The sequence below is a fragment of the Thiohalomonas denitrificans genome, assembly GCF_016841685.1.
Lineage (GTDB): Bacteria > Pseudomonadota > Gammaproteobacteria > Thiohalomonadales > Thiohalomonadaceae > Thiohalomonas > Thiohalomonas denitrificans_A.
The window spans coordinates 17,994-42,533 of the sequence record NZ_JAENYR010000025.1; the positions used below are offsets into that span (position 1 = coordinate 17,994).

The 24,540-nt window shown below is 58.5% G+C and carries 34 protein-coding genes; all 34 read left to right on the forward strand.

Annotated features, from left to right (window positions below; genetic code table 11):
• Positions 1-27 precede the first annotated feature (27 nt).
• The 34 genes from rpoC to Q7L05_RS07580 all read left to right on the forward strand — a co-directional run bounded on the left by rpoC (position 28) and on the right by Q7L05_RS07580 (position 24,262).
• The gene (rpoC, locus tag Q7L05_RS07415) at positions 28-4,215 is read left to right on the forward strand and encodes a DNA-directed RNA polymerase subunit beta' (RefSeq protein ID WP_303904186.1); all 4,188 of its coding nucleotides are present in this window, start codon (positions 28-30) and stop codon (positions 4,213-4,215) included.
• A gap of 176 nt (positions 4,216-4,391) precedes the next feature.
• Positions 4,392-4,766: a 30S ribosomal protein S12 gene (gene rpsL / locus Q7L05_RS07420; protein ID WP_092999336.1), complete on the forward strand. Its 375-nt coding sequence runs from the start codon at positions 4,392-4,394 to the stop codon at positions 4,764-4,766.
• 46 nt (positions 4,767-4,812) lie between these two features.
• On the forward strand, positions 4,813-5,286 hold the full coding sequence (gene rpsG / locus Q7L05_RS07425) for a 30S ribosomal protein S7 (RefSeq protein WP_303904192.1): 474 nt from the start codon (positions 4,813-4,815) through the stop codon (positions 5,284-5,286).
• 24 nt (positions 5,287-5,310) lie between these two features.
• Positions 5,311-7,410, forward strand: coding sequence for an elongation factor G (gene fusA, locus Q7L05_RS07430; RefSeq protein ID WP_303904195.1), 2,100 nt, complete (start codon positions 5,311-5,313; stop codon positions 7,408-7,410).
• A gap of 40 nt (positions 7,411-7,450) precedes the next feature.
• Positions 7,451-8,641: an elongation factor Tu gene (gene tuf, locus Q7L05_RS07435; protein ID WP_303904165.1), complete on the forward strand. Its 1,191-nt coding sequence runs from the start codon at positions 7,451-7,453 to the stop codon at positions 8,639-8,641.
• Positions 8,642-8,705: 64 nt separating this feature from the next.
• Positions 8,706-9,023: a 30S ribosomal protein S10 gene (gene rpsJ / locus Q7L05_RS07440; RefSeq protein WP_092999313.1), complete on the forward strand. Its 318-nt coding sequence runs from the start codon at positions 8,706-8,708 to the stop codon at positions 9,021-9,023.
• Between the two features lie 96 nt (positions 9,024-9,119).
• Positions 9,120-9,764, forward strand: coding sequence for a 50S ribosomal protein L3 (gene rplC / locus Q7L05_RS07445; RefSeq protein WP_303904200.1), 645 nt, complete (start codon positions 9,120-9,122; stop codon positions 9,762-9,764).
• 11 nt (positions 9,765-9,775) lie between these two features.
• Positions 9,776-10,396 (forward strand): 50S ribosomal protein L4, encoded by a 621-nt coding sequence (gene rplD, locus Q7L05_RS07450; protein ID WP_303904203.1) that lies wholly within the window; start codon positions 9,776-9,778, stop codon positions 10,394-10,396.
• Positions 10,393-10,692 (forward strand): 50S ribosomal protein L23, encoded by a 300-nt coding sequence (gene rplW, locus Q7L05_RS07455; RefSeq protein ID WP_303904206.1) that lies wholly within the window; start codon positions 10,393-10,395, stop codon positions 10,690-10,692. Before rplD ends, rplW begins: the two co-directional genes overlap by 4 nt.
• A 14-nt stretch (positions 10,693-10,706) precedes the next feature.
• On the forward strand, positions 10,707-11,534 hold the full coding sequence (gene rplB, locus Q7L05_RS07460) for a 50S ribosomal protein L2 (RefSeq protein ID WP_303904209.1): 828 nt from the start codon (positions 10,707-10,709) through the stop codon (positions 11,532-11,534).
• Positions 11,535-11,545: 11 nt separating this feature from the next.
• The gene (gene rpsS / locus Q7L05_RS07465) at positions 11,546-11,821 is read left to right on the forward strand and encodes a 30S ribosomal protein S19 (protein ID WP_303904212.1); all 276 of its coding nucleotides are present in this window, start codon (positions 11,546-11,548) and stop codon (positions 11,819-11,821) included.
• Between the two features lie 10 nt (positions 11,822-11,831).
• The gene (gene rplV, locus Q7L05_RS07470) at positions 11,832-12,164 is read left to right on the forward strand and encodes a 50S ribosomal protein L22 (protein ID WP_303904215.1); all 333 of its coding nucleotides are present in this window, start codon (positions 11,832-11,834) and stop codon (positions 12,162-12,164) included.
• A 12-nt stretch (positions 12,165-12,176) separates the two neighbouring features.
• Complete coding sequence (rpsC, locus tag Q7L05_RS07475; protein WP_303904218.1) at positions 12,177-12,848, forward strand: 30S ribosomal protein S3; 672 nt, start codon at positions 12,177-12,179, stop codon at positions 12,846-12,848.
• 20 nt (positions 12,849-12,868) lie between these two features.
• Positions 12,869-13,282: a 50S ribosomal protein L16 gene (gene rplP, locus Q7L05_RS07480; RefSeq protein ID WP_092999299.1), complete on the forward strand. Its 414-nt coding sequence runs from the start codon at positions 12,869-12,871 to the stop codon at positions 13,280-13,282.
• Entirely contained in the window at positions 13,282-13,476 is a 195-nt protein-coding gene (rpmC, locus tag Q7L05_RS07485; protein ID WP_303904222.1) for a 50S ribosomal protein L29, read from the forward strand. The genes rplP and rpmC overlap by 1 nt, the downstream gene beginning before the upstream one ends.
• Complete coding sequence (rpsQ, locus tag Q7L05_RS07490; protein ID WP_092999295.1) at positions 13,473-13,733, forward strand: 30S ribosomal protein S17; 261 nt, start codon at positions 13,473-13,475, stop codon at positions 13,731-13,733. The genes rpmC and rpsQ overlap by 4 nt, the downstream gene beginning before the upstream one ends.
• A gap of 145 nt (positions 13,734-13,878) precedes the next feature.
• Positions 13,879-14,247, forward strand: coding sequence for a 50S ribosomal protein L14 (rplN, locus tag Q7L05_RS07495; RefSeq protein WP_303904227.1), 369 nt, complete (start codon positions 13,879-13,881; stop codon positions 14,245-14,247).
• Between the two features lie 15 nt (positions 14,248-14,262).
• On the forward strand, positions 14,263-14,580 hold the full coding sequence (gene rplX / locus Q7L05_RS07500) for a 50S ribosomal protein L24 (protein ID WP_303904230.1): 318 nt from the start codon (positions 14,263-14,265) through the stop codon (positions 14,578-14,580).
• A 14-nt stretch (positions 14,581-14,594) separates the two neighbouring features.
• Entirely contained in the window at positions 14,595-15,134 is a 540-nt protein-coding gene (rplE, locus tag Q7L05_RS07505; RefSeq protein WP_303904233.1) for a 50S ribosomal protein L5, read from the forward strand.
• Between the two features lie 9 nt (positions 15,135-15,143).
• Complete coding sequence (rpsN, locus tag Q7L05_RS07510) at positions 15,144-15,449, forward strand: 30S ribosomal protein S14 (RefSeq protein WP_303904237.1); 306 nt, start codon at positions 15,144-15,146, stop codon at positions 15,447-15,449.
• Positions 15,450-15,532: 83 nt separating this feature from the next.
• The gene (gene rpsH / locus Q7L05_RS07515; RefSeq protein ID WP_303904241.1) at positions 15,533-15,928 is read left to right on the forward strand and encodes a 30S ribosomal protein S8; all 396 of its coding nucleotides are present in this window, start codon (positions 15,533-15,535) and stop codon (positions 15,926-15,928) included.
• 12 nt (positions 15,929-15,940) lie between these two features.
• Positions 15,941-16,471 carry a 50S ribosomal protein L6 gene (gene rplF / locus Q7L05_RS07520; RefSeq protein WP_303904244.1) on the forward strand — a complete coding sequence of 177 codons (531 nt, stop codon included), beginning with the start codon at positions 15,941-15,943 and terminating at the stop codon, positions 16,469-16,471.
• An 11-nt stretch (positions 16,472-16,482) separates the two neighbouring features.
• A complete protein-coding gene (gene rplR / locus Q7L05_RS07525; protein ID WP_303904247.1) occupies positions 16,483-16,839 on the forward strand; it encodes a 50S ribosomal protein L18 in 357 nt (118 codons plus the stop codon).
• A 10-nt stretch (positions 16,840-16,849) separates the two neighbouring features.
• Positions 16,850-17,356, forward strand: coding sequence for a 30S ribosomal protein S5 (gene rpsE, locus Q7L05_RS07530; protein WP_303904249.1), 507 nt, complete (start codon positions 16,850-16,852; stop codon positions 17,354-17,356).
• 4 nt (positions 17,357-17,360) lie between these two features.
• Positions 17,361-17,549: a 50S ribosomal protein L30 gene (gene rpmD / locus Q7L05_RS07535; RefSeq protein WP_303904252.1), complete on the forward strand. Its 189-nt coding sequence runs from the start codon at positions 17,361-17,363 to the stop codon at positions 17,547-17,549.
• Between the two features lies 1 nt (position 17,550).
• On the forward strand, positions 17,551-17,985 hold the full coding sequence (rplO, locus tag Q7L05_RS07540) for a 50S ribosomal protein L15 (protein WP_303904255.1): 435 nt from the start codon (positions 17,551-17,553) through the stop codon (positions 17,983-17,985).
• Complete coding sequence (secY, locus tag Q7L05_RS07545; RefSeq protein WP_303904258.1) at positions 17,986-19,335, forward strand: preprotein translocase subunit SecY; 1,350 nt, start codon at positions 17,986-17,988, stop codon at positions 19,333-19,335.
• Positions 19,336-19,514: 179 nt separating this feature from the next.
• A complete protein-coding gene (gene rpmJ, locus Q7L05_RS07550; RefSeq protein WP_092999272.1) occupies positions 19,515-19,631 on the forward strand; it encodes a 50S ribosomal protein L36 in 117 nt (38 codons plus the stop codon).
• A 111-nt stretch (positions 19,632-19,742) separates the two neighbouring features.
• Positions 19,743-20,099 (forward strand): 30S ribosomal protein S13, encoded by a 357-nt coding sequence (rpsM, locus tag Q7L05_RS07555; RefSeq protein ID WP_092999270.1) that lies wholly within the window; start codon positions 19,743-19,745, stop codon positions 20,097-20,099.
• A 41-nt stretch (positions 20,100-20,140) separates the two neighbouring features.
• Positions 20,141-20,530 (forward strand): 30S ribosomal protein S11, encoded by a 390-nt coding sequence (gene rpsK, locus Q7L05_RS07560; RefSeq protein WP_092999268.1) that lies wholly within the window; start codon positions 20,141-20,143, stop codon positions 20,528-20,530.
• Positions 20,531-20,545: 15 nt separating this feature from the next.
• On the forward strand, positions 20,546-21,172 hold the full coding sequence (gene rpsD, locus Q7L05_RS07565; RefSeq protein WP_303904266.1) for a 30S ribosomal protein S4: 627 nt from the start codon (positions 20,546-20,548) through the stop codon (positions 21,170-21,172).
• Positions 21,173-21,401: 229 nt separating this feature from the next.
• Entirely contained in the window at positions 21,402-22,406 is a 1,005-nt protein-coding gene (locus Q7L05_RS07570; RefSeq protein ID WP_303904268.1) for a DNA-directed RNA polymerase subunit alpha, read from the forward strand.
• Positions 22,407-22,499: 93 nt separating this feature from the next.
• Complete coding sequence (gene rplQ, locus Q7L05_RS07575; RefSeq protein WP_303904271.1) at positions 22,500-22,904, forward strand: 50S ribosomal protein L17; 405 nt, start codon at positions 22,500-22,502, stop codon at positions 22,902-22,904.
• Positions 22,905-23,524: 620 nt separating this feature from the next.
• The gene (locus Q7L05_RS07580; protein WP_303904274.1) at positions 23,525-24,262 is read left to right on the forward strand and encodes an SAM hydrolase/SAM-dependent halogenase family protein; all 738 of its coding nucleotides are present in this window, start codon (positions 23,525-23,527) and stop codon (positions 24,260-24,262) included.
• Positions 24,263-24,540 lie beyond the last annotated feature (278 nt).

Here is a 24,540-nt window from a genome sequence, read left to right on the forward strand (position 1 = left end):
GCTCCTACAACCGAGGAGACGAACACGGTGAAAGATCTACTCAAGCTTCTCAAGCAGCAGGGTCCCATCGAGGATTTCGACGCCATCCGTATCGGCTTGGCGTCGCCCGACAAGATCCGCTCCTGGTCCTTCGGCGAAGTCAAAAAGCCCGAGACCATTAATTACCGGACCTTCAAGCCGGAGCGGGATGGCCTGTTCTGCGCAAAGATTTTCGGACCGGTAAAAGACTACGAGTGCCTGTGCGGCAAGTACAAGCGGCTCAAGCATCGCGGGGTCATCTGCGAGAAGTGCGGCGTCGAGGTGACGTTGGCCAAGGTGCGTCGCGAGCGCATGGGTCATATCGAGCTGGCCAGCCCGACCGCGCACATCTGGTTCCTGAAGTCCCTGCCCTCGCGCATGGGGCTGCTGCTTGACATGACGCTGCGGGACATTGAGCGGGTCCTCTATTTCGAGGCCTTCGTGGTGGTGGACCCGGGCATGACCCAGCTCGAGCGGGGGCAACTGCTTTCCGATGAAACCTACCTCGACGCCATCGAGGAATATGGTGACGAATTCGACGCCCGCATGGGCGCCGAAGCGGTCCTGGAAATGCTCAAGTCCATGGACTTGGAGGCCGAGGTCAACCGGTTGCGCGAAGAGATTCCGCAGACCAATTCCGAGACCAAACTCAAGAAGTTCACCAAGCGACTGAAGCTGATCGAGGCATTCATCGATTCCGGGAATAAACCGGAGTGGATGGTCCTGACGGTGCTGCCCGTGCTGCCGCCCGAGCTGCGGCCGTTGGTGCCGTTGGAAGGGGGCCGATTCGCCACCTCCGACCTCAACGATCTCTACCGTCGTGTGATCAACCGCAATAACCGCCTCAAGCGTCTGCTGGATCTGAATGCGCCCGATATCATCGTCCGCAATGAGAAACGCATGCTGCAGGAGTCGGTCGATGCCCTGATGGATAACGGCCGTCGTGGCCGCGCCATCACCGGTTCCAACCGGCGCCCATTGAAGTCCATGGCCGATATGATCAAGGGCAAGCAGGGGCGCTTCCGTCAGAACCTGCTCGGCAAGCGTGTTGACTACTCCGGCCGTTCGGTCATCGTGGTCGGCCCGACGCTCAAGCTGCATCAGTGTGGCCTGCCCAAGAAGATGGCACTGGAGCTGTTCAAGCCCTTCATCTTCTCGAAGCTGGAGCATCGCGGTCTGGCGACTACCATCAAGGCCGCCAAAAAGCTGGTTGAGCGGGAAGGCGCGGAAGTCTGGGACATCCTCGAAGAGGTGATCCGCGAACATCCGGTACTACTGAACCGCGCCCCGACCCTGCATCGCCTGGGTATTCAGGGTTTCGAACCGGTACTGATCGAAGGCAAGGCCATCCAGCTGCACCCGCTGGTCTGTGCCGCCTTCAATGCCGATTTCGATGGCGATCAGATGGCCGTTCACGTCCCGCTGTCGCTGGAAGCGCAGCTCGAGACGCGCGCACTGATGATGTCTACCAACAACATCCTTTCGCCGGCCAGCGGCGAACCGATCATCGTGCCGTCGCAGGACGTGGTACTGGGTCTCTATTACATGACCCGGGAATCCATCAATGCCAAGGGCGAGGGCATGGCCTTCGCCGACCTCAAGGAGTTGCGCCGCGCCTACGACAGCGGAGCGGTTTCGTTGCATGCCCGTATCCGGGTGCGCATCCGGGAGCAGCTGCTGAAAGAAGAGGGCGGATTCGAGGAGAAGGTATCGATCAAGGAGACCACGACGGGCCGCGCTCTGCTGTTTGATATCGTTCCTGACGGCATGGTGTTTGAACACGTCGACAAGCCGATGGCCAAAAAAGCCATTTCCGGGCTCATCAACGTCTGCTATCGCCAGCTCGGGCTCAAGGACACGGTCGTGTTCGCCGATCGGTTGATGTATACCGGCTTCCGGATGGCGACGGTTGCGGGCGTATCCTTCGGCTCCAATGATATGGTCATTCCGGACGAGAAGGCCGATATCCTGGTCCGTGCGGAGAGCGAGGTGAAGGAGATCGAGAACCAGTACATCTCCGGCCTGGTGACCAACGGCGAGCGCTATAACAAAGTGGTCGATATCTGGTCGCACACCAATGATCAGATCGCCAAGGCGATGATGGACAAACTGGGCAAGGATGAGGTCGTCGACAGAGACGGCAATACCGTCAAGCAGGACTCGTTCAACTCCATCTTCATGATGGCCGATTCCGGCGCACGTGGCTCCGCGGCCCAGATTCGTCAACTGGCGGGTATGCGCGGCCTGATGGCCAAGCCGGACGGTTCGATCATCGAGACGCCAATTACCGCGAACTTCCGCGAAGGGCTATCGGTACTTCAGTACTTCATCTCCACTCACGGCGCTCGTAAAGGTCTGGCGGATACGGCGCTGAAGACCGCCAACTCCGGTTACCTGACGCGCCGTCTGGTGGATGTTTCACAGGACCTGGTGGTTACCCAGGATGATTGCGGGACCTCCAATGGCGTGGTTATGCACTCCCTCATCGAGGGTGGCGACGTCGTCGAACCGCTGAGCGAGCGGGTGCTGGGTCGTATGACCGCCGAGGATGTGATGGAACCCGGTTCCCGGGATCAGGTGGCCATCCCCTCGGGAACCCTGCTTGACGAGGCCCTGGTGGAACAGCTGGAGTCGATGTCCATCGACCATTTGAAAGTGCGTTCTCCGATCACTTGTGAGACGCGCTATGGCGCCTGTGCCACCTGCTATGGTCGGGATCTGGCCCGCGGTCACAAGGTGAACGTGGGTGAATCGGTTGGCGTCATCGCCGCTCAGTCGATCGGCGAGCCGGGTACCCAGCTCACGATGCGGACGTTCCATATCGGTGGTGCCGCCTCCCGTGCCGCCTCGGTCAACAATATCCAGATCAAAAGCAACGGCACCGTTCGACTCCACAACATCAAGATGGTGGAGCATGCGGAAGGCCACCGGGTTGCCGTATCCCGCTCCGGCGAGATCACGGTAATCGACGAGACGGGCCGCGAACGTGAACGCTATAAGGTGCCCTATGGTGCCAAGCTCAACGTTTATGATGGAGCCGCCGTCAAATCGGGTGACGTCCTGGCGAACTGGGATCCGCACACCCATCCGGTCATCACCGAGATTGCCGGTTTCGTGAAACTGGTCGATTTCGAAGAGGGCGTGACGGTCCACCGTCAGACAGACGAAGTCACCGGGCTCTCCTCCTTGGTGGTGATGGATCCGAAGTCGCGTAGCAGTTCCGGCAAGGACCGCCGTCCGATGATCAAACTGGTGGATGACAGTGGCAACGACCTGAACTTCCCCGGCACCGATATCCCGGCCAATTACTTCCTGCCGGCCGGCGCGGTGGTCAACATCGAAGATGGGGGTCAGGTGAGCGTTGGTGACGTCCTGGCGCGTATTCCGCAGGAGTCCTCCAAGACCCGTGATATCACCGGCGGTCTGCCCCGGGTGGCCGACCTGTTCGAGGCCCGCAAGCCGAAAGAGTCGTCCATCCTGGCGGAGATTTCCGGCACGGTCAGCTTCGGCAAGGAGACCAAAGGCAAACAGCGCCTGGTATTGACGCCGCCAGAGGGTGATTCCCATGAGGAACTCATTCCCAAGTGGCGCCATGTGACGGTGTTCGAGGGTGAGCATGTGGAGAGGGGCGAGGTGATCGTCGAAGGCGAGCCGAACCCCCACGATATCCTTCGCCTGCTGGGGGTCGAGGAGCTCTCCAAGTACATCGTCAATGAGGTGCAGGACGTCTATCGTCTGCAGGGTGTAAAGATCAACGACAAGCACATCGAGGTGATCATTCGCCAGATGCTGCGCAAGGTCGAGATCAAGGCGGGCGGCGACAGTCGCTTCCTGCACGGCGAACAGGCGGAATATGCCCGCGTTCTGGAAGAGAACGAAAAGCTGGAACGTGAGGACAAGATGCCCTGCACCTACGAAAGGCTGCTGCTCGGCATCACCAAGGCCTCGCTGGCGACCGAGTCCTTCATCTCGGCGGCCTCTTTCCAGGAGACCACCCGTGTCTTGACCGACGCGGCGGTTACGGGCAAGCGGGACGACCTGCGCGGTCTCAAGGAGAACGTTATCGTCGGTCGGCTTATCCCGGCTGGCACCGGTCTTGCCTACCATACGGAACGGCGCCGGAAACGAGAGGTGTTTAAGGAAGAGATTGCCCCGGAAGCCTTCGAGGCGGTCGGGGAACAGCCCGAGCAGGAGTAGTTCTCCGGAGGTGGGCAGGTTCGTCCTGCCCATCCGCGGGCTCTGTGAAGCAACTTATGGGTAAAGGGCAGGCTGGGCTTGACATGCCAGGCCTGCCCTCATAGAATTCCGCTTCTTTTCTGACAGGCCGGGCCAACCGGCCTGTCGTTTATATTTGTGGTGGAGCATTTAGGAATATGGCAACGATCAACCAGCTGGTCCGTAAGCCGCGGAAGCGAAAGCAGGCCAAGAGCAATGTGCCTGCGCTGGAAGCGTGTCCTCAGAAACGCGGCGTTTGCACTCGGGTTTATACCACTACGCCGAAAAAGCCGAACTCGGCACTGCGTAAGGTGGCCCGTGTCCGGTTGACCAATGGTTTCGAGGTAAGCTCGTACATTGGCGGTGAGGGGCACAACCTGCAGGAGCACTCGGTGGTGCTGATTCGCGGCGGACGTGTTAAGGACCTTCCGGGTGTTCGTTATCACACCGTACGCGGCTCGCTGGATACCGCCGGCGTCAATGACCGCCGCCAGGGCCGTTCGAAATACGGCGCCAAGCGGCCGAAGTCCTAATCGATACGTATCGGGACGCATCAGGAACTAATAAGGTTACAAAGCGATGGCCAGAAGACGAGTTGCAGCGAAGCGTGAAATCCTCCCGGACCCGAAGTTCGGTAATGTCACGCTCTCGAAATTCATGAACATCGTGATGCTCAGCGGCAAGAAGTCCGTTGCTGAACGCATCGTGTATGGCGCCCTGGATCAGGTGGCGGCGAAGAACAAAAGTGGCGAGCCGGTCGAGATCTTCGAGAAAGCGTTAGCCAATATTCGCCCGATGGTCGAGGTGAAGTCCCGTCGTGTCGGTGGTGCAACCTATCAGGTGCCAATCGAAGTGCGGGGCGATCGTGGCGTCGCGCTGGCCATGCGCTGGCTGGTGAGCTCGGCCCGCAAACGTGGCGAGAAGTCCATGGACATCCGCCTGGCAAACGAAATTCTTGAAGCCGCCGAACAGCGGGGTACGGCCGTGAAGAAGCGTGAAGACACGCATCGCATGGCCGAAGCCAACAAGGCTTTCGCCCACTACCGCTGGTAAAAACGTTCAAAGGTTCTCTTTATTATGGCACGCAAGACACCCATCGAGCGCTACCGCAATGTCGGCATCATGGCGCACATCGATGCCGGTAAAACCACCACGACCGAGCGTATTCTTTTTTACACCGGTATCTCCCACAAGATTGGTGAGGTGCATGACGGTGCGGCGGTCATGGATTGGATGGAGCAGGAACAGGAGCGCGGGATCACCATTACTTCCGCTGCAACCACCTGCTTCTGGAGCGGTATGGACCAACAGTACCCGGAGCATCGTGTCAATATTATTGATACCCCGGGACACGTCGATTTCACCATCGAAGTCGAGCGTTCGCTGCGTGTGCTGGACGGTGCCTGCGCTGTGTTCTGCGCGGTTGGCGGAGTTGAGCCACAGTCGGAGACAGTCTGGCGTCAGGCCAACAAATATGAAGTGCCGCGCATGGCGTTCGTCAATAAAATGGACCGCGCCGGTGCCGACTTCCTGCGTGTCGTCGAGCAGCTGAAGACCCGTCTGGGTGCCAACGCTGTTCCGCTGCAGCTCAACATCGGTGCCGAGGACGAGTTCAAGGGTATCGTCGACCTGATTCGGATGAAGGCCATTTACTGGAACGAGTCCGACATGGGTGCCACCTATGAAGAGACCGATATCCCGGCCGAGCTCACCGATAAAGCCGAAGAGCTGCGCGAGCAGATGGTCGAGGCCGCTGCCGAAGCCGACGAAGAGTTGATGGAGAAGTACCTGGAGGGCGGAGAGCTCTCCAACGACGAAATCAAAAAGGGCCTGCGCAAGCGTACGCTGGCCAATGAGATTGTCCCGGTCTTCTGTGGAACGGCCTTCAAGAACAAGGGCGTGCAGGCGATGCTGGACGCGATTATCGAGTTTATGCCGTCTCCGGTCGACGTTCCTTCGATTCAGGGCGAACTCGACGACGCCACTGGCACCGTTGCCGAGCGCCATGCCTCGGACGACGAGCCGTTTGCGGCATTGGCGTTCAAGATTGCGACCGATCCATTTGTCGGCACACTGACGTTCTTCCGTGTGTACTCCGGTGTTCTGAATTCCGGGGACACGGTGATCAACTCGGTGCGTGGCAAGAAAGAGCGGATTGGGCGCTTGCTGCAGATGCACTCCAATACGCGTGAAGAGATCAAGGAAGTCCGCGCTGGTGATATCGCGGCAGCGGTGGGGCTGAAGGATGTCACCACTGGCGACACGTTGTGCGACAAAGACAAAGTGATCGTGCTGGAACGCATGGAATTCCCGGAGCCGGTGATCGCGGTGGCCATCGAGCCGAAGACCAAGGTCGACCAGGAGAAGATGGGCGTTGCTCTGGGCAAGCTGGCCCAGGAAGACCCCTCTTTCCGGGTTCGTACCGACGAAGAGTCCGGGCAGACCATTATCTCCGGCATGGGCGAGCTGCATCTCGACATTATCGTCGATCGTATGAAGCGGGAGTTCAAGGTCGAGGCCAACGTGGGTGCGCCGCAGGTCGCCTATCGTGAAGCCCTGCGCAACCAGGTTGAAGTGGAAGGCAAATTTGTGCGCCAGTCCGGCGGTCGCGGTCAGTACGGTCACGTATGGCTGCGGATTCAGCCCCAGGAACGCGGCGCGGGTTACGAGTTCTCCAACGAGATCGTCGGCGGCGCGGTACCGCGGGAATACATTCCGGCCGTTGATAAAGGCGTTCGGGAGCAGATGGAGAACGGCGTTCTCGCCGGTTATCCGCTGGTCGACCTCAAGGTCGCGCTGTATGACGGTTCTTACCATGATGTCGACTCGAACGAGACTGCGTTCAAGATTGCCGGTTCGATGGCGCTGAAGGCTGCTGCCAAAAAGGCCCAGGCTTACCTGCTCGAACCGATGATGAATGTGGAAGTGGTCACCCCCGAAGAGTACATGGGCGATGTCATGGGCGACCTGAACCGCCGCCGCGGTATCGTTAAAGGCATGGATGAAACCGTTACCGGCAAGATCATCCGCGCCGAGGTGCCGCTAGCCGAAATGTTCGGCTATGCCACAGACCTTCGGTCAGCCACTCAGGGTCGTGCGGCTTACTCCATGGAGTTTGCCGACTACGCTGAAGCACCGGCGTCCATTGCCGAAGCGGTGATCAAGAAGGCTTCGTGACTTTGCAGATAACTGAACAAGAATACGAGGGGTAACTACCGTGTCCAAAGCAAAATTTGAGCGTAAGAAGCCGCACGTTAACGTAGGCACCATTGGTCACGTCGACCATGGCAAAACTACGCTGACGGCGGCCATCACCAAGGTGATGGGCGAGAAGTACGGCGGCGAAGCCCAGGCTTTCGACCAGATCGACTCCGCACCGGAAGAGAAGGCGCGCGGCATCACGATCGCCACCGCCCACGTTGAGTACGAGTCGGAAGCCCGGCACTACGCCCACGTGGACTGTCCCGGCCATGCCGATTACGTGAAGAACATGATCACGGGTGCGGCGCAGATGGACGGCGCCATTCTGGTGGTCTCCGCTGCCGACGGCCCCATGCCGCAGACGCGTGAGCACATCCTGCTGTCCCGTCAGGTCGGCGTCCCGTACATTGTCGTGTACCTGAACAAGGCCGACATGGTGGATGATGCCGAGTTGCTGGAGCTGGTCGAGATGGAAGTGCGCGAGCTGCTCGACAGCTACGACTTCCCGGGCGACGACACCCCGGTCATTACCGGTTCGGCGCTGAAGGCGCTGGAAGGAGATACCTCCGAAATCGGTGCACCTTCCATCGAGAAGTTGGTCGCGGCAATGGATGACTACATTCCGGAGCCGGAGCGTGCCATCGACGGTGCCTTCATCATGCCCATCGAGGACGTGTTCTCGATCTCCGGTCGCGGCACCGTGGTGACCGGTCGTATCGAGCGCGGCATCGTCAAGGTGGGTGACACGATCGAAATCGTCGGCATCAAAGACACGACCTCGACGACGGTCACCGGCGTCGAGATGTTCCGCAAGCTGCTCGATCAGGGCCAGGCTGGCGACAACGTCGGTGTGCTGTTGCGCGGCACCAAGCGTGATGAAGTGGAGCGTGGTCAGGTTCTGGCCAAGCCGGGTTCCATCACGCCGCACACCAAGTTCGAATGCGAAGTGTACGTTCTGTCGAAAGAAGAGGGTGGTCGTCACACGCCGTTCTTCAACGGTTACCGTCCGCAGTTCTACTTCCGGACCACGGACGTGACCGGCGCATGCGATCTGCCCGAAGGTGTCGAGATGGTGATGCCGGGCGATAACGTTCTGATGACGGTATCGCTGATTGCGCCGATCGCGATGGAAGAGGGGCTGCGTTTCGCAGTTCGTGAAGGCGGCCGCACCGTAGGTGCCGGCGTTGTCGCGAAGATCCTCGAGTAAGAAAATAAAGCGGGGGGGCGCCGGTCGGCGTCCACCGGTTTCATAGAGGCAATCGGAAAGTTATATGGCGACTACCAGTCAAAAGATCCGCATCCGTTTGAAGGCGTTCGATCATCGCCTGATCGATCAGTCTGCGCGGGAGATCGTCGAAACAGCGAAGCGGACCGGAGCCCAGGTCAAGGGGCCGATCCCGCTGCCGACCAAGAAAGAGCGTTTTACCGTGCTTACATCACCGCACGTCAACAAAGATGCGCGGGATCAGTATGAGCTGCGTACGCACAAGCGCCTGATGGATATTGTCGACCCGACCGACAAGACGGTCGACGCGTTGATGAAACTCGATCTGGCCGCCGGCGTAGACGTTCAGATTAAACTGCAGTAAGCGGGTTGCGTAGTTAACAGAGCCGCGCCTTCGGGAAGCGGTGAATCGATACAGTACCGGCCAATCGTAGTCGGTGCGGTGTAGAGGGCAAGAACAATGGCAATCGGAGTAGTAGGCCGGAAATGCGGTATGACTCGCATCTTTACGGATGACGGCGTCTCCATTCCCGTTACCGTTATTGAAGTCGAACCGAACCGGGTCAGCCAACTGAAGTGTTTGGATACGGATGGTTATTCGGCCATTCAGGTGGCGGCGGGTACCCCAAAACCGAATCGGGTTACCAAACCGCGGGCCGGGCATTTTGCGAAATCCGGCGTCGCCGCCGGTACGAAGCTGGCCGAGTTTCGCCTGAACGAGGGCGAAGGCGAAGGCCTTGAAACGGGTTCGGAGATCAAGGTCGATATCTTTGAGGCCGGGCAGACTGTCGATGTCTCCGGTCGTACCATCGGTAAGGGTTTTGCAGGCGTCGTGAAGCGGCATCACTACCGCACGCAGGATGCCACCCACGGTAATTCGCTCTCGCATCGGGCCCCGGGCTCGATCGGTCAGGGCCAGACCCCCGGTCGCGTATTCAAAGGCAAGCGCATGGCCGGTCATATGGGTAACGCCAAACGTACCGTTCAGAACCTCGAGGTCGTTCGCGTTGACGCCGAACGGAATCTGCTGCTTATCAAAGGCGCAGTACCGGGTGCCAAAGGCGGCGATGTGGTCGTGACCCCCGCGGTCAAGAGCAAGGCCTGAGGAGCGATACCATGGAAATGAATCTCACAACGGCAACTGGCCGTGCTTCCAAGAACACAGTCGAATTGTCTGACGCCAATTTCGGGCGTGACTTTAACGAAGCCTTGGTCCATCAGGTCGTCACCGCCTATATGGCAGGTGGTCGTGCCGGGACCAAGGCCCAGAAGAACCGTGCCGCAGTTAGTGGCGGGGGCAGCAAGCCCTGGCGCCAGAAGGGCACCGGGCGCGCACGCGCCGGCACGATTCGCAGTCCTATCTGGGTTGGCGGCGGCAGAGCCTTCGCGGCCCAGCCGCGGGATTACTCCCAGAAGGTGAATAAAAAGATGTACCGGGGAGCGCTGCGGTCCATTCTCTCCGAGCTGGTGCGGCAGGAACGGCTGGTGGTGGTGGACAAGTTTGTGGTGGAAGCCCCGAAGACCAGGGAGTTGAACGAAAAGCTCAAAAACCTTGGGTTGGGCAACGTCCTTATCGTCTCCGACGAGATGGACGATAACTTGTTCCTCTCGGCCCGCAACCTCAAAAGCGTTGACGTGGCCACCGCCGGCCGAGTCGATCCGGTCAGCCTGGTCGGTTTCGAAAAGGTGTTGATAACCGTCCCGGCCGTCAAAAAGCTGGAGGAGATGCTGGCATGAACCAGGAACGTCTGATGAATGTGCTGCTCGCGCCGGTCGTTTCGGAAAAGAGCACTGTGGTTGCCGAAACCGACAACCAGTACGTGTTCAAAGTGGTCACCGACGCCACTAAGCCCGAGATCAAAGGCGCTGTCGAATCACTGTTCAATGTCCAGGTCGAGCAGGTTCGCGTGTCCAATATGAAGGGCAAACAGAAGCGGTTCGGTGCGCGTCAAGGTCGCCGTAGCGGCTGGAAGAAAGCTTATGTCACCTTGGAGTCCGGTCAAGAGATCGACTTCATGGGTGGTGCTGAATAAAAGGAAGCTCGAAGATGCCTGTAGTCAAGCTGAAACCGACGTCTCCAGGGCGGCGCTTTACGGTGAAGGTGGTTCACGACCATCTGCACAAGGGCGAGCCCTATGCACCGCTCGTGGAGAAGAAAAGTAAAACCGGTGGTCGGAACAACGCCGGTCGCATCACAACGCGGCACCGTGGGGGCGGCCACAAGCAGAAGTACCGCGTTATCGATTTCAAACGGAATAAGGACAGTGTGCCGGCCGTGGTAGAGCGGGTTGAGTATGACCCGAATCGCACGGCCCACATCGCGCTGTTGAAGTACGCCGATGGCGAACGACGCTACGTTATCGCGCCGAAAGGTCTGTATGCCGGTGATCCGGTCGTATCCGGCAGTGGTTCACCGATCAAGCCGGGCAACTGCCTCAGGCTGCGGGAGATACCACTCGGTACCACGGTGCATTGCATCGAGATGAAGCCGGGTAAGGGTGCTCAGCTGGCCCGTAGTGCCGGGACTTCGGCGCAGTTGGTGGCTCGCGACGGTAAGCTGGCCACGCTGCGGCTGCGCTCCGGCGAAATGCGCAAGGTGCAGTCCGATTGTCGTGCAACGGTAGGCGAGGTTTCCAACTCGGAACACAGCCTGCGGAAACTCGGCAAGGCCGGCGCAAAACGCTGGAGGGGCGAGCGTCCCACTGTCCGCGGTGCGGCGATGAATCCCGTCGATCACCCGCACGGTGGTGGTGAAGGCCGAACCTCCGGGGGCCGTCATCCGGTAACTCCGTGGGGTGTGCCCACCAAGGGGTATAAGACTCGTACGAACAAGCGGACTGACGATATGATCGTCCGTCGGCGCAAGCAGAAGTAGAGGGCAGAATAATGCCGCGCTCAGTTAAGAAAGGTCCTTTCGTCGATAACCATCTGGCGAACAAGGTGTCAGCAGCCGCCGCAAGCGGTAATAAACGGCCGATTAAAACCTGGTCACGCCGTTCCATGGTCCTTCCGGACATGGTGGGGCTTACGATTGCCGTGCATAACGGCCGTCAGCATGTGCCGATCATGATCAACGAGAACATGGTCGGGCATAAGCTGGGAGAGTTCGCGCCCACCCGTACCTACAAAGGCCATGCGGCCGACAAGAAGTCGAAGCGATAAGGGGGTCGTCATGGAAACAGCAGCCAGGTTGAAATACGCGCGGATTTCTCCGCAGAAATGCCGTCTGGTGGCCGATCAGGTCCGCGGCATGTCCGTGGAGAAGGCGCTCGAATTGCTGACCTTCAGCCCGAAAAAGGCCTCCGGAATCGTGAAGAAAGTGCTCGAGTCGGCCGTTGCCAATGCGGAGCACAACGAGGGTGCGGATATCGATGAGCTCAAGGTCTCGCAGATTTACATCGATCAGGGGCCGGTGCTGAAGCGTCTGCGCGCTCGCGCCAAGGGCCGCGCTAACCGCATTCTCAAGCGCACCAGTCACGTCACCGTGATGGTCGCGGACAAGTAAAGAGAGGCAGTAATGGGACATAAAGTACATCCGACAGGAATTCGTCTCGGTATTACCAAAGACTGGACCTCCAAGTGGTATGCCGACAAAAAGAATTTCAAGGACATCCTGCACACTGATCTGACCGTCCGCGCCTATTTGCAGAAGCGGCTGGCACGGGCCTCGGTGAGCCGGATCCAGATCGAACGGCCGGCCCGCAACGCGCGGATTACCATTCACAGCGGGCGTCCGGGCCTCGTGATTGGTAAGAAGGGCGAGGACATCGAGCGGCTGCGCCGTGATGTGGCAGGCATGATGGGGATTCCGGTCCACATCAATATCGAGGAGATCCGCAAGCCGGAACTGGATGCCACGCTGGTGGCGCAGGGTATCGCGCAGCAGCTGGAACGGCGCATCATGTTCCGTCGGGCGATGAAGCGTGCGGTGACCAATACCATGCGTCTCGGGGCTCAGGGCGTAAAGGTTAATGTGGGCGGCCGTTTGAATGGCGCCGAGATTGCGCGTTCCGAATGGTATCGCGAAGGTCGCGTGCCGCTGCACACCCTGCGTGCCGATATCGATTACGGCTTCGCCGAGGCGAAAACCACCTATGGCATCATCGGTGTGAAGGTGTGGATCTTCAAGGGCGAGGTCATCGGCGGCGAAATGCCGGCCGAAGGCGAAAAGGCCGCGGCGAAGAAATAATTTTTTTGGGGTAACGGACAATGCTTCAGCCTAAACGAACCAAGTTCCGCAAGCAGCACAAGGGGCGCAACCGCGGCCTGGCGACGAGCGGCAACAAGGTCAGCTTCGGCGAATACGGTCTCAAGGCCGCCGGCCGTGGCCGTATCAACGCGCGCCAGATTGAGGCCGCGCGCCGTGCGATGACCCGCTATATCAAACGTGGTGGTAAGATCTGGATTCGGATCTTTCCGGATAAGCCCATCACTCAGAAACCCCTGGAAGTACGGCAGGGTAAGGGTAAGGGCAACGTCGAATACTGGGTGGCACAAATTCAGCCCGGTCGCATGCTTTACGAAATGCAGGGGGTGTCGGAAGAGATCGCCCGTGAGGCATTTCGTCTGGCCGCGGCGAAACTGCCTGTCAAAACCACCTTCGTAACGCGTACGGTGCTGTGATGAAAGCGAGTGATCTAAAACAGAAAAGCGTTGACGAGCTTAATGGTGAACTGCTCGGTCTGTTGCGCGAACAGTTCAATCTGCGTATGCAGAAGGGCACGGGCCAGTTATCGCAGCCGCATCGCATGAAGGCCGTTGGGCGTGATATCGCTCGTGTAAAAACGGTTCTGACAGAAAAGAAGGCTGAAAAATGAGTGAACAGGGCAAAACTGTCCGTACCCTGCAGGGCCGGGTGGTCAGCAACAAGATGGACAAGACCATCACTGTGCTGATCGAGCGCCAGGTCCGCCATCCGCTGTACGGCAAATATATCAAGCGTTCCACCAAACTCCATGCACACGATGAGAATAACGCGTGCAATGAAGGAGATACGGTCACCATCTCCGAATGCCGGCCGATAGCCAAGAGAAAGAATTGGCAGCTGGTGGAAGTTATCGAGCGCGCCAAGTAGGAACCGACTAACAAGCCACCGGGACGTCGTGGCAAGGGGCCCAAGTCATTTAGCACTTGGGCTTTGCCTCTTTTAGTGCTATATTTCGCGCCCTTGAACCGGGGTGGCCGGGACGTCCGGTTAAAATAGGTGTGGAGAGACTGCAATGATTCAAATGCAGACCAGGCTGGATGTGGCCGATAACAGCGGCGCGCGGGTTGTGCAGTGCATTAAGGTACTGGGTGGCTCGCATAGGCGCTATGCAGGTGTCGGCGACATCATCAAGGTAAGCGTTAAAGAGGCGATTCCCCGGGGCAAGGTTAAAAAAGGGGACGTTTACAACGCGGTGGTGGTACGTACGCGCAAGGGTGTGCGTCGTGCGGACGGCTCGGTAATCCGGTTCGATGGGAATGCGGCAGTGCTGCTGAATCCCAAACTCGAGCCGATCGGAACCCGTATTTTCGGGCCGGTTACCCGCGAGCTGCGTACCGAACGATTTATGAAGATCATCTCCCTGGCTCCAGAAGTGCTGTAGGGAGGGGAGAGCATCATGCGTAAGATTAAGAAAGGTGACGAAGTCGTCGTTAACGCCGGCAAGGACAAAGGCAAGCGCGGTACCGTGCTCCGGGTCCTGGCGAACGACAAGGTCGTGGTGGAAGGTGTCAATACGGTGAAGAAACACCAGAAGGGCAACCCGATGGCCGGGCAGCCGGGTGGCATTATTGAGAAAGAGATGCCACTGCACGTATCCAACGTTGCGATCTTCAATGCCGATAGCGGCAAAGCGGATCGAGTCGGTTTCCGTGTTCTTGACGACGGCCGCAAAGTCCGCTTCTTCAAATCGAACAACGAAGTGATTGACGCGTAACGGCGGGTGCTGAGATGGCAAGACTGAAAGAATTTTATCAGGAGAAGGTTCAGAAGCAGCTGATGGAAGAGCTGAACATCAGCAATCCGATGTCCGTGCCGCGTATCGAAAAGATTACGGTGAACATGGGTGTTGGCGAGGCAGCTGCTGACAAGAAGGTGCTGGATCACGCGGTCAAGGATCTCACAGGCATCGTGGGTCAGCGCCCGATCGTGACGAAGGCCCGCAAATCGGTAGCGGGTTTCAAGATTCGCGAAGGCTGGCCGATTGGTTGCAAGGTGACACTGCGTCGGGAACGGATGTACGAGTTTCTCGACCGGTTGGTGAACATCGCAATACCGCGTATCCGTGACTTCCGCGGCCTCAGCCCCAAGTCGTTTGACGGGCGTGGCAATTACAGCATGGGCGTTCGCGAGCAGATCATCTTTCCCGAGATCGATTACGACAAGATCGACACGCTGCGCGGTATGGATATCACCATCACCACGTCCGCGGAAAACGATGAGTACGGCCGCGCATTGCTCAAGGCCTTCAATTTCCCGCTGAAGGGTTGAGGTAAAAGTATGGCTAAAGTTTCGATGGTTCAGCGCGAAAAGAAGCGCGAGCGTCTGGTAAAGAAATACCAGGCCAAGCGTGATGAACTTCGTAAAAAGCTGAAGGATCCCGACCTGTCGTATGAAGAGCGTCAGGATCTGGAGCTCAAGATGCAGAAGTTGCCGCGGGACTCGAGCCCGACCCGGCAACGCAACCGTTGTGCGCTGACCGGTCGGCCGCATGGTTACTACCGCAAGTTCGGCCTGGGTCGAAACAAGCTGCGGGAAGCCACCATGCGAGGCGATGTTCCCGGTCTGCGTAAGGCCAGTTGGTAAAACAAGGATAAGAGAGCCGGGAATAGAGCTACGTACTTCGTATCTCGAATCTCGAATCTCGTATCTGATTTGGAGCAAACCGTATGAGCATGACTGATCCAATCGCGGATATGCTGACCCGCATTCGCAATGGCCTGCATGCGGGCAAGGTGGAAGTTTCAATGCCTTCCTCCAAGCTCAAGAAGGCTGTTGGGAACGTTCTGAAAGACGAAGGTTACGTCAGCGAGTTATCCGTGCAGGATATCGATGGTAAGCCGGTGCTGAGCGTTGTCCTTCGCTACTATCAGGGCAAGCCCGTCATCGAACATATCCAGCGCGTAAGCCGCCCGGGCCTGCGTATCTATAAGGGCAAGGACGAGCTGCCGAAGGTAATGGGTGGTCTCGGAATTGCAATTGTTTCCACGTCCGCCGGCGTTATGACCGACCGTGCCGCGCGAGCGGCAGGGCACGGTGGCGAAGTGCTGTGCGAAGTGTCCTAGGGGTGGTGCGGTATGGCTAGAGTTTTAAAACCGATTGCGATCCTGTCCGGCGTCAACATTACCGTCGAGGACCAACAGGTCTCGGTGAAGGGTTCCAAGGGCAGCATGGAACACCAGGTGCATCCGGACGTGGAGATCCATCAGGAAGACGGGCAGATGCGGTTTGCGCCGCGGAAGAACGACCACAACGCGATGGCGTTGGTAGGCACTACGCGAGCACTGGTCAATACGATGATGACCGGTGTCAGCAGCGGCTTCGAGAAGAAGCTTGAGCTGGTAGGTGTAGGCTATCGCGCTCAGGCGCAGGGCAAAGTTCTGAATCTGACCCTCGGCTTCTCCCATCCAATTGCCTACGAGGTGCCGGAAGGCATCACGGTCGAGGCGCCTTCCCAGACCGAGGTCGTGGTCAAAGGGGTAGACAAGCAGCAGGTAGGACAGGTTGCCGCGGAAATCCGTGCATTCCGTCCGCCTGAGCCTTACAAGGGCAAGGGCGTCAAGTACGCGGACGAGCGTATCGTTCGTAAAGAGGCGAAGAAGAAGTAAGGGTTTCGGTGATGAATACGAAAAAAACAACTCGTCTGCGCCGCGCAACGCGTGCTCGGGCGAAGATTCGGGAGCTTGGAGTGCCGCGGCTGTGCGTGTACCGCACCCCCCGGCATATTTATGCCCAGGTGATTGCACCGAATGGTTCGGAAGTGGTTGCGGCCGCTTCGACCGTTCAGAAAGTAGTGAGCGGCGAACTAAAGTCCACTGGCAATATCGATGCCGCCAGTGCCGTCGGGAAGGCAATCGCCGACAAAGCCAAGGCAGCGGGTGTCACGAAAGTGGCTTTCGATCGCTCCGGGTTCAAGTATCACGGTCGGGTCAAGGCGCTTGCCGATGCGGCCCGCGAGAACGGTCTGGAATTCTAAAGGTTAGACAATGGCGGGATTCGATGCATCCAGTAGCGACGGCCTGATTGAGAAGTTGATCGGGGTCAATCGTGTCGCGAAAGTGGTCAAGGGCGGTCGCCAATTTGGCTTCTCCGCACTTAGCGTAGTCGGTGATGGCAATGGCAAGGTCGGCTTTGGTACCGGTAAAGCCCGCGAAGTGCCTGTTGCCATCCAGAAGGCGATGGAAGCTGCCCGCAAGAATATGCGGGAAGTGGGAATCACCGACAATGGCACACTGCAGTATCCGACGATGTCGCGCCATGGTGCGGCAAAGGTCTTCATGAAACCGGCCTCCGACGGTACCGGTATTATCGCTGGCGGTGCCATGCGTGCGGTGTTTGAAGTTGCCGGTGTGCACAATGTGCTCGCAAAGTGCATCGGCAGCAACAACCCCATCAACGTCGTGCGGGCTACCCTGCGGGGCCTGACCGAGATGGCTTCACCTGAGCAGGTGGCGGCCAAGCGCGGCAAGAGCGTGAAAGAGATTCTGGAATAGAGCCATGGCCGAGAACAAAAAGGTAAGGTTAACCCTGGTGCGCAGTAAGCATGGGCGACTGCCGACGCACAGAGCGTGCGTCGCCGGCCTGGGCCTGCGCCGCATGCACCAAACGGTCGAGGTCATTGATACGCCTGAGAATCGGGGCATGATCAACAAGGTCTCCTACTTGCTTAAAGTGGAAGAGGTTTGACATGAGACTGAACGAACTCAAGCCCGGTGAAGGGTCGAAAAAAGCCGCCAAGCGCGTTGGCCGTGGCATCGGCTCCGGTCTGGGAAAAACGGGTGGTCGTGGCCACAAGGGACAGAAGTCCCGGTCCGGCGGCTTTCATAAAGTGGGCTTCGAAGGCGGTCAGATGCCGCTTCAACGCCGGTTGCCGAAGGTCGGATTCAGCTCTCGGGTTGGCCGCACCGTCGCGGAGGTTCGCCTTCACGAGCTGGCAAAGGTCGAAGGTGGTGTTGTGGACCTGGCTGGGTTGAAGGCAGCGAACATTGTCGCTTCCGATATCCGGCGAGCGAAGATCATCGCCTCCGGTGAAATCAATACTGCGGTTACGATTAAAGGTCTGGGTGTCACCAAGGGTGCCCGGGCGGCAATCGAAGCCGCCGGCGGAAAAGTCGAGGAATAAGTGGGCGCTTCGCGTTCATCTGTTGCCAATGCGTTGGGTGGCGGTAAGCTGACCGAACTCAAACAGCGTCTGCTGTTTGTGTTGGGGGCGCTGCTGGTATTTCGTATTGGGGCGCACATCCCGGTTCCGGGGATCGATCCGGTGGCACTGGCAAAGCTGTTTGAACAGCAGCGCGGCACCATCCTGGACATGTTTAACATGTTCTCCGGCGGGGCCCTGAGTCGGTTTTCGGTATTCGCACTGGGTATCATGCCGTATATTTCGGCGTCGATTATTACCCAGTTGCTGACCAAGGTCTCACCGAAACTTGAGCAAATAAATAAGGAAGGGGCTCAGGGCCGTCGCAAGATCAGCCAATATACCCGCTACGGGACATTGGTACTGGCGACGTTCCAGTCTTTCGGGGTCGCGGTGATGCTCGAGGGACAGATGGCTCCGGGCAATATCCCCGTAGTTATCGAGCCCGGTCTTGCTTTCCGGCTGATCACGGTGCTGACCCTGGTAACCGGCGTCATGTTCCTCATGTGGTTGGGCGAGCAGGTGACCGAGAGAGGTATCGGTAACGGTATCTCCCTGATCATCTTCGCAGGCATCGTCTCTGGGCTGCCATCCGCCATCGGTGGGACACTCGAACTGGCTCGCACCGGTGAACTGAGCTCTGCACTGGTCCTGATCCTGTTCGCTCTGGCCATTGCAGTCACCGGCTTCGTTGTGTTCGTAGAGCGAGGGCAGCGCCGTATTACCGTGAACTATGCGAAGCGCCAGCAGGGACGGCGGATGTATGCGGCGCAGAGCAGCCATTTGCCCTTGAAGGTGAACATGGCCGGTGTTATTCCGCCCATTTTTGCCTCGAGCATTATCCTGTTCCCCGCGACGCTGGCCGGTTGGTTCGGCTCCAGCGAAGGAATGAGCTGGCTGCAGAATCTGTCGACGACGCTCTCGCCGGGACAGCCGCTGTACGTGTTGATGTATGCAGCGGCGATCATCTTCTTCTGCTTTTTCTATACGGCGTTGATGTTCAACCCGAAGGAGACGGCGGAGAACCTCAAGAAGTCCGGTGCCTTTATCCCCGGAATTCGGCCAGGGGAGCAGACCGCGCGGTACATTGACGGCATTCTCGGTAAGCTGACGTTCGCAGGTGCGCTTTACATCACTGCGGTCTGCCTGCTGCCCGAGTTCCTGATTCTGACGTGGAATGTGCCCTTCTATTTCGGCGGGACATCATTGCTTATCATCGTGGTTGTAGTTATGGACTTCACATCACAGATGCAGAGTCACCTGATGTCGCATCAGTACGAAGGTCTGATGAAGAAGGCTAACCTGAAGGGCCACCGTCGCCCCGGGATCTAAAATCTGAACCACAGAGGGCACGGAGTACACAGAGAGAAGAAAAGATTTGCGGGCGGGACGCGAACGCCAGTGATTGGAAGCATTTCGCGAGCCCTTGAAAGCTTTTCTTTTGAAGGTGACTCCTCTGTGCTCTCTGTGCCCTCTGTGGTTAAAGCAGTTTTTTTATTGAGGACAAGACGATGAAGGTTCGTGCATCTGTCAAAAAGATCTGCCGCAATTGCAAAATTGTGCGTCGCAACGGTGTTGTGCGCGTGATCTGTTCGACCGACGCCCGGCACAAGCAGCGCCAGGGTTAAAGTGATCAGCTCCGGAACTCGGGGCTTGATTGAACATACATTTATCGGTACTATGGCGCGTTTCACGGCGCGCGTAGCGTCCTAGTCTGTGATATTCGAGGGAGTGGCTCCATGGCCCGTATTGCTGGCATCAATATCCCGGTCAACAAGCACGCGGTCATCGCGCTGACGTCGATTTTCGGCATTGGCCGGACCCGTGCAGAAAAGATTTGCGAAGCGACCGGCGTCAAGCCGAGCGTTAAAGTGAAGGACCTGTCGGAAGCCGAGGTCGAGGCGCTGCGCGCCGAGGTCGGCAAGTACGACGTAGAAGGCGATCTTCGCCGCGAAGTGTCCATGAACATCAAGCGCTTGATGGACCTGGGTTGTTACCGTGGCATTCGTCATCGCCGCGGACTTCCGCTCAGAGGACAGCGCACCCGTACTAACGCCCGGACGCGGAAGGGCCCGCGCCGGCCGATCAAACGATAAGCCTGTTGAACGGCTGAAACACGGTCATTTGGGAAACGGTTATGGCAAAAGCGAGTACTCGCACCCGCAAAAAGGTAAAGAAGAACATCGCGGACGGCATTGCGCACGTCCACGCGTCCTTCAATAACACCATCATCAGCATCAGCGACCGTCAGGGTAATACCCTGTGCTGGGCGACTTCAGGGGGCTCCGGTTTCCGCGGCTCGCGCAAGAGCACGCCTTTTGCGGCTCAGGTCGCGGCTGAACGTGCTGGAACGCAGGCCCAGGAATATGGCATGAAAAACATGGAGGTGTGGGTGAAGGGTCCCGGGCCGGGTCGCGAGTCTGCAGTGCGCGCGCTGAATAATCTCGGTTTCCGGATCACCAACATCACCGACGTGACCCCGATACCCCACAATGGGTGTCGTCCGCCTAAAAAGCGTCGCGTCTAAGCCAGGAGATAGGTAGTGGCCAGGTATATCGGTTCCAAATGTCGTCAATGCCGTCGGGAAGGCGAGAAGCTCTTCCTGAAGGGCGAAAAATGTTTTTCCAGCAAGTGCCCGGTCGAGAATCGCCCGTTTCCGCCGGGGCAGCATGGGCAGCGCCGGACGCGATTGTCCGACTATGCACGCCAGCTGCGTGCCAAACAGAAGCTGCGTCGGATTTACGGCGTGCTGGAGAACCAGTTCCGACTCTATTACAAGCAGGCGGACAGCAAGAAAGGCTCCACCGGCGAAAACCTGCTTACACTGCTCGAAGGTCGGCTTGACAACGTCGTCTATCGGATGGGTTTTGGCGTTTCCCGTACGGAAGCGCGACAGCTCGTGCGTCACAATGGCGTGCAGGTGAACGGCCGCAAGCTGAATATTCCTGCCTACACTGTAAAGCCGGGGGACGTAATTTCCGTTTCCGAAAAGGCCAAGCAGCAGCTGCGGGTAAAGTCAGCGATGGATCTGGCCCAGCAGCGCGGTGTCCCGGAGTGGCTTGAAGTCGATGCCACCAAACTCGAGGGCACCTATAAGGCAGACCCGGAGCGGAGCGAACTGCCGGCCGACATTCAGGAACAGCTGGTCGTCGAGCTCTATTCGAAATAAACGGCTGACGTATCCCGCGTTTGGGTACTAGCCTGGATTGCTAACCGCAAAGACGCAAAGAACGCCAAGATACTTTATCGACGGGTTTTCGTCTGAGGCAGTACAGCCGAAGCGGTTGCATTCAAGGAGTCGATGGTAGGGGATAAAACCCTTTGCGCTCTTGGCGTCTTTGCGGTGAATTCGAGACGTTCGGGATTAGGATACAAAGCGATTTTAAAGAGGACTGTTCATGCAGGGCTCAGCTAGCGAACTGCTCAAGCCGCGCCTCGTTGGTGTGCAGAAGGTCAGCGGTACCGCCGCGAAGGTGACACTGGAACCATTGGAACGCGGTTTTGGTCACACCCTCGGTAACGCGCTGCGTCGCATTCTGTTGTCATCGATGACCGGCAGCGCCATTGTCGAAGCGGAAATTGAAGGCGTGCTCCACGAGTACACCTCGATCGAAGGTGTTCAGGAAGACGTCATCGAGATCCTGCTGAACCTGAAGGGTGTCGCCCTTCAGCTCAGTCATCGAACAGAAGCGACTATGACCCTCAGCAAAAAGGGCCTGGGTCCGGTGACGGCCGGGGATATCGAGCTTCCGCATGATGTGGATCTGATCAATCCGGAGCATGTGATTGCCCACCTGACCAAGTCGGGCGAGCTGAACATGACCCTGAAGGTGGCGACGGGACGCGGCTATGAGCCCGCTAACGTTCGAGCCGAAGCCGACGAAGAGAGTCGCCCGATTGGTCGCCTGCTGATCGATGCGAGCTACAGCCCGATTACCCGGGTGTCCTATGTGGTGGAAAGTGCACGCGTCGAGCAGCGGACCGACCTGGACAAGCTCGTCATTGAGCTGGAAACCAACGGCACGATCGAACCTGAAGAAGCGATTCGCCGTGCTGCGACCATCATGCAGGACCAGCTCTCCGCGTTCGTGGAACTGGAAGGCAAGGAGCAGGCAGAAGCCGAAGAGGCTCAGCCGGAGATCGATCCGATTCTGCTGCGCCCGGTTGACGATCTCGAACTGACGGTGCGTTCTGCCAATTGTCTGAAGGCGGAAAACATCTACTATATCGGCGATCTGATTCAGCGGACCGAGGTAGAGCTTCTGAAAACACCGAATCTCGGCAAGAAGTCGCTTACCGAAATCAAGGATGTGCTGGCAACTCGCGGGCTTTCGCTGGGGATGCGCCTGGAAAACTGGCCGCCGGCGAGCTTAAAGAACAAAGACGATAAGGCTAGCGCGTAACTGCCTTAATAAACCTTGATCGGGCCGCTCATGGACATCGGTTCTTGCGGCAAGGTCATCGTGGACATAAACGAATTCAAGTAGGGTAAACCCATGCGTCATCGAAATTCCGGTCGCCAACTGAACCGCAATAGCTCACATCGGAAGGCGATGTTCCGTAATATGGCGGTGTCTCTTTTTGAGCATGAAATGATCAAAACCACGCTGCCGAAGGCGAAAGAGCTGCGCCGGGTGGCTGAGCCACTGATTACCGTGGCCAAAAAGGACAGTATTGCCAACCGTCGGTTGGCGTTCGCACGGCTACGTGATAAAGACGCAGTTGCCAAGCTGTTTGGCGACCTCGGTCCGCGCTATGAAAGCCGTCCGGGCGGTTATCTGCGGATCCTGAAGTGCGGATTGCGTACAGGCGACTCCGCGCCGATGGCTTACGTCGAGCTGGTCGATCGGCCGATGACGGAAGAAGCTGAAGAGGCAACGAAAAGCGCCGCCGCAGAGTAGGCGTTACGCCATTCCGTTCCAAAAAAGCCGGGCATTGCCCGGCTTTTTTGCGTCGTGCCCTGATAAAGAGCCTTGGCTCGTGGCTTCCGTCGCTCCTACTCGATCGGGCTTCCTCCTGAATCGTAGGGTGCATTCTTCCGAATGCAGCACTCCACTGACGAACCGAGGCGCTACTCGCGAATACGCCCCCGGAACGGTCAAATTCTCCAAATGCACCTTTCAGTAAGCGGTTGGAGTCGCGGCGCATTTATTGCCGGGCCTCACAACGTGTGGGGGGAACCGCAAGCGCAGCGGGCTTTTGAATCCGTCGGTGGCTTATCGAGAATGCGCCCCACGTGGGGCTCCCTCCGCAAACGTCCCCTGGATTTGTGAAACAGAACACGCATGAGTGCATTCTCCAACTGCACCTTGCCAAGCCCGGCTCGCGGCTTCCGCCACGCCTACCCAGTCGGAACTTCTCCTGAACCGTAGGGTGCACTCTCCAAATGCACCATTGCCGCCCAAAGGACATATAGTCACCGAAGGAGCGACGGCAGTCGCGTTAAAAGGCCCGGCACGTGGCCTCCTATCCGATTGCACGACCAAAAACCGAAAAGGGCACAATCAAGGGAAAATTACCAATGATCCTGATGTTTACGGACTTCGGCTGGAAAGGGCCCTATCTTGGGCAGATGGAGAGCGTGCTACGGCGGGATGTACCGGACATCCCGATTATCAACCTGATGTCTGACGCGCCGGCCTTCAATCCGAAAGCGGCCGGTTACCTCCTGAGCGCACTGACCGCCGAAGCCCCCGCCGGGGCCGTTATTCTCGGCGTCGTAGACCCGGGTGTCGGCAGCTCCGCCAGGGAACCGGTGGTTTTGCACGCCGACGGTCGCTGGTTCGTGGGTCCAGGCAACGGGTTGTTCAATGCCGTTGCGGCCAGAGCCGACGCCGCCAAGTGGAACAGGATCCAATGGCAGCCACCACGTTTGTCTGTCAGTTTCCATGGTCGTGACCTGTTTGCTCCCGTTGCTGCCGGGCTGGCCTCGGGCCACCACGTAGAATTGGAGGCGTTCGACGGCCCGGACCTCGCGGGCTGGGATGGCGACCTGGATGAGGTCGTCTACATCGATGGCTTCGGCAATGCGGTGACCGGGATTCGGGCGGATGGGTTGGATCGGGGAAGCCACCTGAAGGCCGGCCCGCACACGCTCCGCTGGGCCCGAACCTTCAGCGACCGCCCGGAAGGCGCGGCGTTCTGGTACGGCAACTCCCTGGGGCTGGTGGAGATTGCCGCCAACAAGGCCAATGCCGCCGAGCAGTTATCCCTGGATATCGGAACAAAAATAGAGACCCTCGGCCTGAGGAAAAGGTGAAATTTGGGGGCGTGGGGGCAACGTTTCAGATTACGGCAACTGCCTCTATTGGAATCGCGCCGGGGCGGCCCTCCTACCGTTCCGCGGCGGAGAGATGTTACCGGTAGGAGGCGCGCCCCCGCGGCGATGTCCGTCCCGGGCGCCCCTGCCCGAGAACAACCCGCCATCGGCCAACGAAGGCAATGGCCCCCGTAGGAGCGGCGGAAGCCGCGAAAGCGCTGGTGGAGGCGCGCCCCCGCGGCGATGTCCGTCCCGGGCGCCCTGCCCGAGAACAACCC

Excerpts from the sequence above, each read along its gene's own strand:
- rpsL (WP_092999336.1), top strand. The coding sequence starts at position 4,392 with ATGGCAACGATCAACCAGCTGGTCCGTAAGCCGCGGAAGCGAAAGCAG.
- rpsG (WP_303904192.1), top strand. The coding sequence starts at position 4,813 with ATGGCCAGAAGACGAGTTGCAGCGAAGCGTGAAATCCTCCCGGACCCG.
- fusA (WP_303904195.1), top strand. The coding sequence starts at position 5,311 with ATGGCACGCAAGACACCCATCGAGCGCTACCGCAATGTCGGCATCATG.
- rpsJ (WP_092999313.1), top strand. The coding sequence starts at position 8,706 with ATGGCGACTACCAGTCAAAAGATCCGCATCCGTTTGAAGGCGTTCGAT.
- rplC (WP_303904200.1), top strand. The coding sequence starts at position 9,120 with ATGGCAATCGGAGTAGTAGGCCGGAAATGCGGTATGACTCGCATCTTT.
- rplD (WP_303904203.1), top strand. The coding sequence starts at position 9,776 with ATGGAAATGAATCTCACAACGGCAACTGGCCGTGCTTCCAAGAACACA.
- rplW (WP_303904206.1), top strand. The coding sequence starts at position 10,393 with ATGAACCAGGAACGTCTGATGAATGTGCTGCTCGCGCCGGTCGTTTCG.
- rplB (WP_303904209.1), top strand. The coding sequence starts at position 10,707 with ATGCCTGTAGTCAAGCTGAAACCGACGTCTCCAGGGCGGCGCTTTACG.
- rpsS (WP_303904212.1), top strand. The coding sequence starts at position 11,546 with ATGCCGCGCTCAGTTAAGAAAGGTCCTTTCGTCGATAACCATCTGGCG.
- rplV (WP_303904215.1), top strand. The coding sequence starts at position 11,832 with ATGGAAACAGCAGCCAGGTTGAAATACGCGCGGATTTCTCCGCAGAAA.
- rpsC (WP_303904218.1), top strand. The coding sequence starts at position 12,177 with ATGGGACATAAAGTACATCCGACAGGAATTCGTCTCGGTATTACCAAA.
- rplP (WP_092999299.1), top strand. The coding sequence starts at position 12,869 with ATGCTTCAGCCTAAACGAACCAAGTTCCGCAAGCAGCACAAGGGGCGC.
- rpmC (WP_303904222.1), top strand. The coding sequence starts at position 13,282 with ATGAAAGCGAGTGATCTAAAACAGAAAAGCGTTGACGAGCTTAATGGT.
- rpsQ (WP_092999295.1), top strand. The coding sequence starts at position 13,473 with ATGAGTGAACAGGGCAAAACTGTCCGTACCCTGCAGGGCCGGGTGGTC.
- rplN (WP_303904227.1), top strand. The coding sequence starts at position 13,879 with ATGATTCAAATGCAGACCAGGCTGGATGTGGCCGATAACAGCGGCGCG.
- rplX (WP_303904230.1), top strand. The coding sequence starts at position 14,263 with ATGCGTAAGATTAAGAAAGGTGACGAAGTCGTCGTTAACGCCGGCAAG.
- rplE (WP_303904233.1), top strand. The coding sequence starts at position 14,595 with ATGGCAAGACTGAAAGAATTTTATCAGGAGAAGGTTCAGAAGCAGCTG.
- rpsN (WP_303904237.1), top strand. The coding sequence starts at position 15,144 with ATGGCTAAAGTTTCGATGGTTCAGCGCGAAAAGAAGCGCGAGCGTCTG.
- rpsH (WP_303904241.1), top strand. The coding sequence starts at position 15,533 with ATGAGCATGACTGATCCAATCGCGGATATGCTGACCCGCATTCGCAAT.
- rplF (WP_303904244.1), top strand. The coding sequence starts at position 15,941 with ATGGCTAGAGTTTTAAAACCGATTGCGATCCTGTCCGGCGTCAACATT.
- rplR (WP_303904247.1), top strand. The coding sequence starts at position 16,483 with ATGAATACGAAAAAAACAACTCGTCTGCGCCGCGCAACGCGTGCTCGG.
- rpsE (WP_303904249.1), top strand. The coding sequence starts at position 16,850 with ATGGCGGGATTCGATGCATCCAGTAGCGACGGCCTGATTGAGAAGTTG.
- rpmD (WP_303904252.1), top strand. The coding sequence starts at position 17,361 with ATGGCCGAGAACAAAAAGGTAAGGTTAACCCTGGTGCGCAGTAAGCAT.
- rplO (WP_303904255.1), top strand. The coding sequence starts at position 17,551 with ATGAGACTGAACGAACTCAAGCCCGGTGAAGGGTCGAAAAAAGCCGCC.
- rpmJ (WP_092999272.1), top strand. The coding sequence starts at position 19,515 with ATGAAGGTTCGTGCATCTGTCAAAAAGATCTGCCGCAATTGCAAAATT.
- rpsM (WP_092999270.1), top strand. The coding sequence starts at position 19,743 with ATGGCCCGTATTGCTGGCATCAATATCCCGGTCAACAAGCACGCGGTC.
- rpsK (WP_092999268.1), top strand. The coding sequence starts at position 20,141 with ATGGCAAAAGCGAGTACTCGCACCCGCAAAAAGGTAAAGAAGAACATC.
- Q7L05_RS07570 (WP_303904268.1), top strand. The coding sequence starts at position 21,402 with ATGCAGGGCTCAGCTAGCGAACTGCTCAAGCCGCGCCTCGTTGGTGTG.
- rplQ (WP_303904271.1), top strand. The coding sequence starts at position 22,500 with ATGCGTCATCGAAATTCCGGTCGCCAACTGAACCGCAATAGCTCACAT.
- Q7L05_RS07580 (WP_303904274.1), top strand. The coding sequence starts at position 23,525 with ATGATCCTGATGTTTACGGACTTCGGCTGGAAAGGGCCCTATCTTGGG.